Source organism: Brevundimonas sp., assembly GCF_041688735.1.
Classification (GTDB): Bacteria; Pseudomonadota; Alphaproteobacteria; order Caulobacterales; family Caulobacteraceae; genus Brevundimonas.
Map to the genome: position 1 here is coordinate 24,335 of NZ_JBDNHO010000029.1, position 6,671 is coordinate 31,005.

Consider the following 6,671-nt stretch of genomic DNA (forward strand, 5'->3'; position numbering starts at 1 on the left):
GGATGCGGCGACTCACAAGCGCCACCGCGTATAGAGGGCCTTTGACACTAGCGGATTGGCGGGCGGGGGCAAGGAAGTGGCGAGTGGTTAGTGGCGAGTGGCGCGTGGATAAGTTCCGAAGCCGACACCGCTTCGATCGTCGTCGAAGGGGAAGCGGGCTATCGGCCCCTCAAGCGATTGCACTCGCCACTCGCCACCGCCGCGTCAGCCGCGCAGCTTGCGCGTCAGCGCTTCCACGTCCCGGGCGATCTGGTCGTCCAGCGCCATCAGCTCCTCGATCTTGCGGACGCCGTGCAGGACCGTGGTGTGGTCCCGCCCGCCGAAGCGCCGGCCGATGTCGGGATAGGACCGCGTCGTGTGCTGCTTGCACAGCCACATGGCGATCTGGCGCGGACGGGCCACGGCGCGGGTGCGGCGCTCAGACAACAGATCGGCCTGTTTGAGCGTGAAATGCTCGGCCACCGTCTTCTGGATCTCATCGACCGTGATGCGGCGCTCGGGGCCGCCGCGCAGGGCCGAACCCAGCAACGCCTGCACCTCGTCGACGCCCAGGGTGGACAGGCGACCCCCGGCGACGGCGGCCAGGGTGTTCACGGCACCTTCGAGTTCGCGCATCGAGCCGGGGGTGCGGTCGACCAGATGTTCCAGCACATCGGCGCGGGCCTCGCCCGAGACGACGCCGAGATTGGCGAGGGCCTGGATCCGGTTGCGGGCCACGGCCAGCTTCAGCGCGCGATCGGCGGGCTCGACCGGGCAGGTCAGGCCCGAGGCCAGATGGCTGCGCAGGCGCGGCTCGATCTCGGTCAGGGCCATGGGCGGACGGTCGGCCGACAGCACGATGCGCTTGCCGTCCTCGATCAGCGAGGTCAGCGTGGCCAGCAGTTCTTCCTGGGTCGAGGCCTTGCCGCCGACGAACTGGACGTCGTCGATCAGCAGCATGTCGGCGCCGCGCAGACTGTCCTTGAAGGCCGCGGTCGAGCGGTCCTGCATGGCGCGCACGAAGGTCGACAGGAACCGTTCGGCGGTCAGATACACCACCTTGGCGTCCGGCCGCAGGCGCTGGGCCTCCCAGGCGATGGCGTTCAGCAGATGGGTCTTGCCGTAGCCATAGGGGCCGCAGAAGAAGATCGGGTTGAAATGGCCGTCGGCCCACTGGGCGGCCTGACGGGCGATGGCCAGGGCGAAGGCGTTGCCCTGGCCTTCGACGAAGCTGTCGAAGTTCAGCCGCTCCTGCAGGCCGGCGGCGCGCACGGCGCGGGCACCGTCGGCGACCGGCGGCACCGTGGCCAGCGGCATGGAGACGACCTGGGCGGCCTCGGCGCGGCCGGCGGCGACCTGCGAGGCCGGCGGGGTCGAGACCATCTCGGCGCGGCAGCGCACGTCGAGGCGACGCGACAGGCCATCCAGGCCAAGCCAGAGCTCGTTCATGCGACGCAGCGCGTTCTTGCGTACCCAGTCGCGGGCATAGGCGGTCGGCGTCACCAGGACCAGCTGGCCGGCGCCGTCGGCGCGGACGGCGGACGGCGCGATGTAGGAGCTGAAGGCCCCTTCGCCGATCTCGCCGCGCAGACGCCCCGCCGCCTCGGTCCAGATGTGATCCGGATCCGTCATGTCCGCCATTCGCGCGCCCCCCGTCATGTCAGCCACCCGCCAAGAAAAATCCATCACCCCGACGCCCTTCAGAGACGCCTGGCTCCGGCACGAATTCTCCTGTCCCGCGTGGCTAGCGCACCGCGCGGGTGGGATCGTACTCTTGAACAGGCGTCTCACGCCGACACGAAAACAGGTTCCGCGCCGTCTTCATCCGTGTGGAGATGGAAGTGCGTCAGCGCCCCAACTTACGCCCGCAAAGGGGTGCGTCAACGCTGATTCGATTCGCGATCGCGACTTAAATTGTTTGACTCCGCTAAAGCCAAACACCGTCAGAGAAAAACCGGTTTTCGCCACAAGCGTAAGCACGAACCCGACCAGAGGCAGCTAGCGACGCACGTGCAAACGGCGAGGACGCTTTTGCATCCTCGCCGTTGATATCACTGGTATTTACCATGACAGGCCCGTGAAAGGCCGTCCGGTGCCCGAAAAATCAGGCGACAGAAATCTTCTTCAGTTGGGCGGCCAGTCGGCTGACCTTGCGAGAACCGGTGTTCTTGTGGACCACGCCCTTGGAGACGGCGCGCATCAGCTCGGACTGCGCCTCGACGAAAGCGGCCTTGGCGGCACCGGCGTCGCCGCCGACGACGGCTTCCTGGAATTTGCGCAGGAAGGTGCGGACACGCGTGCGGCGCGCCTTGTTCACTTCGGTGCGGGCCGCGATCTTGCGGATCGCTTTCTTGGCGCCGGGGTTGTTGGCCATCAGTCAAACCTTACGAACGGAAACGCCGCGGAGCACGGTCCACGGCGGGGAAATCTTCAACAGCGGCCGGCTATAGCGGAAAGGGGTTGGGGGGTCAACGAAGAGTCTGGGCGCGCCTCAACCCCAGGCCCGCCCGCTGCCTGATAACGACGCTTGACGCTGATAGGTTACAATTGTAGAGTACTTGCGACATCAATCGTGAGTCCCGTATCATGGCCGAACCCACAGCCCCCAGCGAGTCCGAACTGGACGTCCTCAAATGCTTCTGGCGCGACGGGGATCTGTCGGCGAGCGAGGTCCGCAATCGCATCGCCGGTGATCTGGGCTGGACATCTTCGACGACGCGCACGGTACTGGAGCGGATGCGGGCCAAGGGCCTGCTGACGCGCCGCGACGTCCACGGCATGGCGGTCTATTCCACCGCCCAGCACAAGGTGGCTGTGATCGGCGGGCTGATGAAGCGGCTCGGGGCGCTGCTTGATCTCGATGGCCCCCTGCCCGCCGCGGCCTTCTCGGGCAGCCAGATTCTGGACGCCGACGACATCGCTGAGCTGGAAGCGGCCCTGGCCAGGCCGGACGCCGACGGGGATGTCCGATGATGGGCCCGCCCGAACTTCTGGCGCTGTCGCTGGGCCTGTCCATCGCGGTCGCGGCTCTGGCCTGGGCTGGCGGCCGGCTGGTCGAACGGCCGAGCGCCGATCCCCGGCTGAGGGACCGGGTCTGGGCTGCGGCCCTGATCCTGCCGGCCCTGCCGCCGCTGGCGATCAGCCTGATGTTGTTGACCCCGGCGCCGGTGCGCGACGCTGATCTGGTTTCCGCACTCCTGCCGACAACCGTCGTCACGACACCCGCTGCGGCGCTGGCGGTCGCCCCGTCGCCGATCTTCGCCTTTGACCCTACCCTGGCCGCCTGGGCTGTGCTGGGGATCGCGGCCCTGCTGACAATCGCGCGGGTGGCAGCCCTTGCGCACCGCGTCCGGCGGCTGGTCCGGATTGTTCGCGACGCGGCGGTACCCGGACCGGCGGTGGTAACGATGGTCGAGTCTGCCGCCAACGAATTCGCCATCGGCGCGCCCCGCATCGGGATCAGCACCGAAACCTCCGAGGCGCTGCTGGCAAGTCTGGGTCACGCGCGGCTGATCCTGCCTGTCGGTCTGACCGACGGGACCGACCCGGCGGCGGCCCGCGCCGTGATCGCCCACGAAATGGCCCATCTGAAGCGCGGCGACCATCGCACCCTGTGGCTGGAGGAGGCGCTGCTGGTCCTGCTGGCCGCCAACTCCCTGATGCCCGTTCTGCGGGCCCGGCGCGCCGCCGCACGAGAGGAAGCGTGTGACGCCCTTGCCCTGTCCGGCACGTCGCCGGAGACTCGCCGGGCCTATGCCCGGTCCCTGATCGAGGCCCTGCGGAACCGCGTCGGTCCACAGGTCTCCGGCGGCCTGCCCGCCCTGACTTTCACCGGCGCCGGAAGGAATACCGCGATGAATCGCCTGAAAGCTGTTCTGAACCCCGTTGCTCCGGCGAAACGTGCCGCCCGTCTGGTCGCGCTCGTCCTCGGACTGGGCCTTGTCGTCGCCGCTGCCGGGGCCTCGGTCGCCGTCGCCGGTCAACGCGCCGAAATTATGAGGGCAGACACCCCGGCTCAATCTTCCGGGACCGATTTCGCTGCCCGGCTTTCGAACGCAAGCGCGGCGGATTACCAGCTGTTTTGCGCCGCCGCTGAAGGCTCAATGGATCGGATGGCCTGCTCCACGCTTTTGTGGGATGAAGCGCTCGACGAGCAGTCGGCCCGCACGCGCGCATTCTGTGTGGCCAACCGAACTGACGCAGAGCTGAACACTATCGCCGCGCGAGGCCGCGCAGTGGTGTTGACAGGCGCAGCGGGCGCAGGCTCGGCGCGCGACGCCGCACGGCGCGCAATGATCGAGGCCTTCCCTTGCGAGAGCGAACCGCGGGCTATCCCCGCCGGGGCCGTCGATCGAGCGTCCGCCACCCTGGGGGCAGAGTGGGAACAGCAACACGGCGTTCGCGCCCGGGCGGAGACCGCGGCGTGGCGAGCCGCTGACGCCGCCGTCACCGGTGCCGACTATCAGCGCATGTGCGCCAGCTCGGACGCCGGCGATGACGGCTTCTGCGCCGGCGTTCTGTTCAGGGCCGCCAGCTCGGAGGCAAAGTCGACCTCACCGGCCTTCTGTGCGCCGGCCTTCGAAGGGCGAGATGCCACCGTCCGGTTCGTGCTCGGCGCAAAGGCGGGCGTGGCCCAGATTGGGGTCAACGCCGGTCAGTCACCCGACGATGTGGCGCGAGCCGGGCTGGTTCGGGCCTATCCCTGCCCCGCAGGGAGCGGCGTCACCGCCCCGTGAACACCGGCTTCCGCTTCTCCACGAACGCGGCCATGCCTTCCTTCTGGTCCTCGAAGGCGAACAGGCTGTGGAACAGGCGGCGTTCGAACTGGACGCCCTGGGTCAGGGTGGTCTCGAGCGCGGCGTTGACCATTTCCTTATTGGCCATGACGGCCAGGGGGCTCTGGGCGGCGATCTTCGCGGCGATCTTGCGGACCTCGTCGAGCAGGGTTTCGTGCGGGACCACGCGGCTGGCCAGACCGGCGCGCTCCGCCTCGGCGGCGTCCATCATGCGGGCGGTCAGGACCATGTCCATGGCCTTGGACTTGCCGACCAGACGGGTCAGGCGCTGGGAGCCGCCGATGCCGGGGGCGACGCCGAGGTTGATCTCGGGCTGGCCGAATTTCGCCTTGTCCGAGGCGATGATGAAGTCGCACAGCATGGCCAGTTCGCAGCCGCCGCCCAGGGCGAAGCCGTTGACTGCGGCGATGATCGGCTTTCTGAAGCGGACGATGCGGTCGTGGCCGAGAGCGAAGAAATTGCCCGCGTACATCTGGGCATAGGTCTGGTCCTGCATCTCCTTGATGTCGGCGCCGGCGGCGAAGGCCTTGTCGCCCGAGCCGGTCAGGATCAGGCAGCGCACGCTGTCGTCATGCTCGACCGCGTCGAGGAAGTCGGACAGGTCCCTGAACAGGGCCGAGTTGAGCGCGTTGAGCGCCTCGGGCCGGTTCAGGGTCACCAGCGCATAGCCGTTGGCGTGGCGTTCGATCAGAAGGGTGGCGTAGGTGTCGGACATGGGGCGGGCTCCTCGGCTTGCGGTCGCGAAGGTCTAGCGCCTCAGCCCTCCCACTGGAACACCTCGCCAATCTCGACGACGAAGACGGCGGCGATGCGGAATGCCGCCTCCAGGCTGGGGGAGTATTTGTTCTGTTCGATGGCGACGATGGTCTGGCGCGTCATGCCGATCCGCTCGGCCAGCTGGGCCTGGGTCATCTCTCCGGCGTGGAAGCGCAGCTCGCGAATGCGGTTCCGGATGGGCGGCGCCTTGCCCATCAGCGGGCGATCCGTAGCAGCGTCAATTCAAACGCGGCCCGCAGCAGTTCCGACAGGATCAGGCAGGCGAACAGAACATTGGCGACCAGGACCATCACGCCCACCTCGTCGGCCACCGCCACGCCCGCATCGACCAGATTGCCGCCGATCATTCCGCCGAAATAGGCCGCGCAGGCCGCCATGCCGACGATGATGAACAGGGTCACATAGGCCATCTCGCCCGACCGGTGCCGGGCATAGGTCTCGCGCTCGTCCTTCGCTTCCCGATCCGCCTTGCGGGTGGTCACGGCGGCGAGGATGTTCAGCACGATCTCGACCCCGATCACGATGATCAGGCACCAGACGAACAGGCCACTCATGTCCCCGGCGAAGCGATCATCCCCCAGGCCGCCGCCCGCCACACGCTCGCCCAGCCGCCAGAAAAAGACTGCCCACACCCCCAGGGCGGTGGCGATGGTGATCCACAGATGCTTTTCCCGAAACGTCATGACGCCCTCCACGATACCTGACGGCGTTTCGCATGGCGCAGACATAATGTCTATTATATTTTACATCATGTCGATTATAGCAGACTCACACCTTCACCACTTCTGACAGACCGGACACCAGAAGGTCGAGCGCCCGCTCTGAACGATTCTTTTCACCACCCCGGTGCAGCCCTCGCCCCGGCACGCCTCGCCCTCGCGGCCGTAGACGTCGAACCGGTGCTGGAAATAGCCCTGGCCGCCGTCGGTATTGGCGAAGTCACGCAAGGTCGAGCCGCCGGCGATGATGGCTTCGTTCAGCACGTCGCGGACCACGGCGGCGAGGCTTTCGAGGCGGGGTTTCGACACCCTGCCCGCCGGAGTCAGCGGCGAAATCCGGGCGCGGTACAGGGCCTCGCAGACATAGATGTTGCCGAGGCCGGCGACGGTCCGCTGGTCC

Annotated in this window: 8 protein-coding genes; 2 read left to right on the forward strand and 6 right to left on the reverse strand. The window is 67.5% G+C overall.

All coding sequences use genetic code 11. The features are described 5' to 3' along the window. Positions 1-204: 204 nt before the first annotated feature. Together dnaA and rpsT are read right to left on the reverse strand one after the other, a co-directional pair. On the reverse strand, positions 205-1,665 hold the full coding sequence (gene dnaA / locus ACESMO_RS03550; RefSeq protein ID WP_372706801.1) for a chromosomal replication initiator protein DnaA: 1,461 nt from the start codon (positions 1,663-1,665) through the stop codon (positions 205-207). A gap of 418 nt (positions 1,666-2,083) precedes the next feature. After that, a complete protein-coding gene (gene rpsT / locus ACESMO_RS03555; protein WP_372706802.1) occupies positions 2,084-2,353 on the reverse strand; it encodes a 30S ribosomal protein S20 in 270 nt (89 codons plus the stop codon). Positions 2,354-2,565: 212 nt separating this feature from the next. Between rpsT and ACESMO_RS03560 the strand changes: the two genes are divergently transcribed. Together ACESMO_RS03560 and ACESMO_RS03565 are read left to right on the forward strand one after the other, a co-directional pair. Continuing rightward, entirely contained in the window at positions 2,566-2,952 is a 387-nt protein-coding gene (locus ACESMO_RS03560; RefSeq protein WP_372706803.1) for a BlaI/MecI/CopY family transcriptional regulator, read from the forward strand. Further along, a complete protein-coding gene (locus tag ACESMO_RS03565) occupies positions 2,949-4,715 on the forward strand; it encodes a M56 family metallopeptidase (protein WP_372706804.1) in 1,767 nt (588 codons plus the stop codon). The genes ACESMO_RS03560 and ACESMO_RS03565 overlap by 4 nt, the downstream gene beginning before the upstream one ends. Here ACESMO_RS03565 and ACESMO_RS03570 read toward each other — a convergent pair. The 4 genes from ACESMO_RS03570 to ACESMO_RS03585 form a co-directional block, all read right to left on the reverse strand. Continuing rightward, on the reverse strand, positions 4,702-5,490 hold the full coding sequence (locus ACESMO_RS03570) for an enoyl-CoA hydratase-related protein (RefSeq protein WP_372706805.1): 789 nt from the start codon (positions 5,488-5,490) through the stop codon (positions 4,702-4,704). The genes ACESMO_RS03565 and ACESMO_RS03570 overlap by 14 nt on opposite strands. 41 nt (positions 5,491-5,531) lie before the next feature. Beyond that, entirely contained in the window at positions 5,532-5,747 is a 216-nt protein-coding gene (locus ACESMO_RS03575) for a helix-turn-helix transcriptional regulator (protein ID WP_372706806.1), read from the reverse strand. Then, positions 5,747-6,235, reverse strand: a complete 489-nt coding sequence (locus ACESMO_RS03580) for a hypothetical protein (protein WP_372706807.1) — start codon at positions 6,233-6,235, stop codon at positions 5,747-5,749. Before ACESMO_RS03580 ends, ACESMO_RS03575 begins: the two co-directional genes overlap by 1 nt. 93 nt (positions 6,236-6,328) lie before the next feature. Next, the coding region (locus tag ACESMO_RS03585) for a zinc finger domain-containing protein (RefSeq protein WP_372706808.1) at positions 6,329-6,671 on the reverse strand (343 nt) is incomplete at its 5' end.

Excerpts from the sequence above, each read along its gene's own strand:
- dnaA (WP_372706801.1), bottom strand. The coding sequence starts at position 1,665 with ATGGATTTTTCTTGGCGGGTGGCTGACATGACGGGGGGCGCGCGAATG.
- rpsT (WP_372706802.1), bottom strand. The coding sequence starts at position 2,353 with ATGGCCAACAACCCCGGCGCCAAGAAAGCGATCCGCAAGATCGCGGCC.
- ACESMO_RS03560 (WP_372706803.1), top strand. The coding sequence starts at position 2,566 with ATGGCCGAACCCACAGCCCCCAGCGAGTCCGAACTGGACGTCCTCAAA.
- ACESMO_RS03565 (WP_372706804.1), top strand. The coding sequence starts at position 2,949 with ATGATGGGCCCGCCCGAACTTCTGGCGCTGTCGCTGGGCCTGTCCATC.
- ACESMO_RS03570 (WP_372706805.1), bottom strand. The coding sequence starts at position 5,490 with ATGTCCGACACCTACGCCACCCTTCTGATCGAACGCCACGCCAACGGC.
- ACESMO_RS03575 (WP_372706806.1), bottom strand. The coding sequence starts at position 5,747 with ATGGGCAAGGCGCCGCCCATCCGGAACCGCATTCGCGAGCTGCGCTTC.
- ACESMO_RS03580 (WP_372706807.1), bottom strand. The coding sequence starts at position 6,235 with ATGACGTTTCGGGAAAAGCATCTGTGGATCACCATCGCCACCGCCCTG.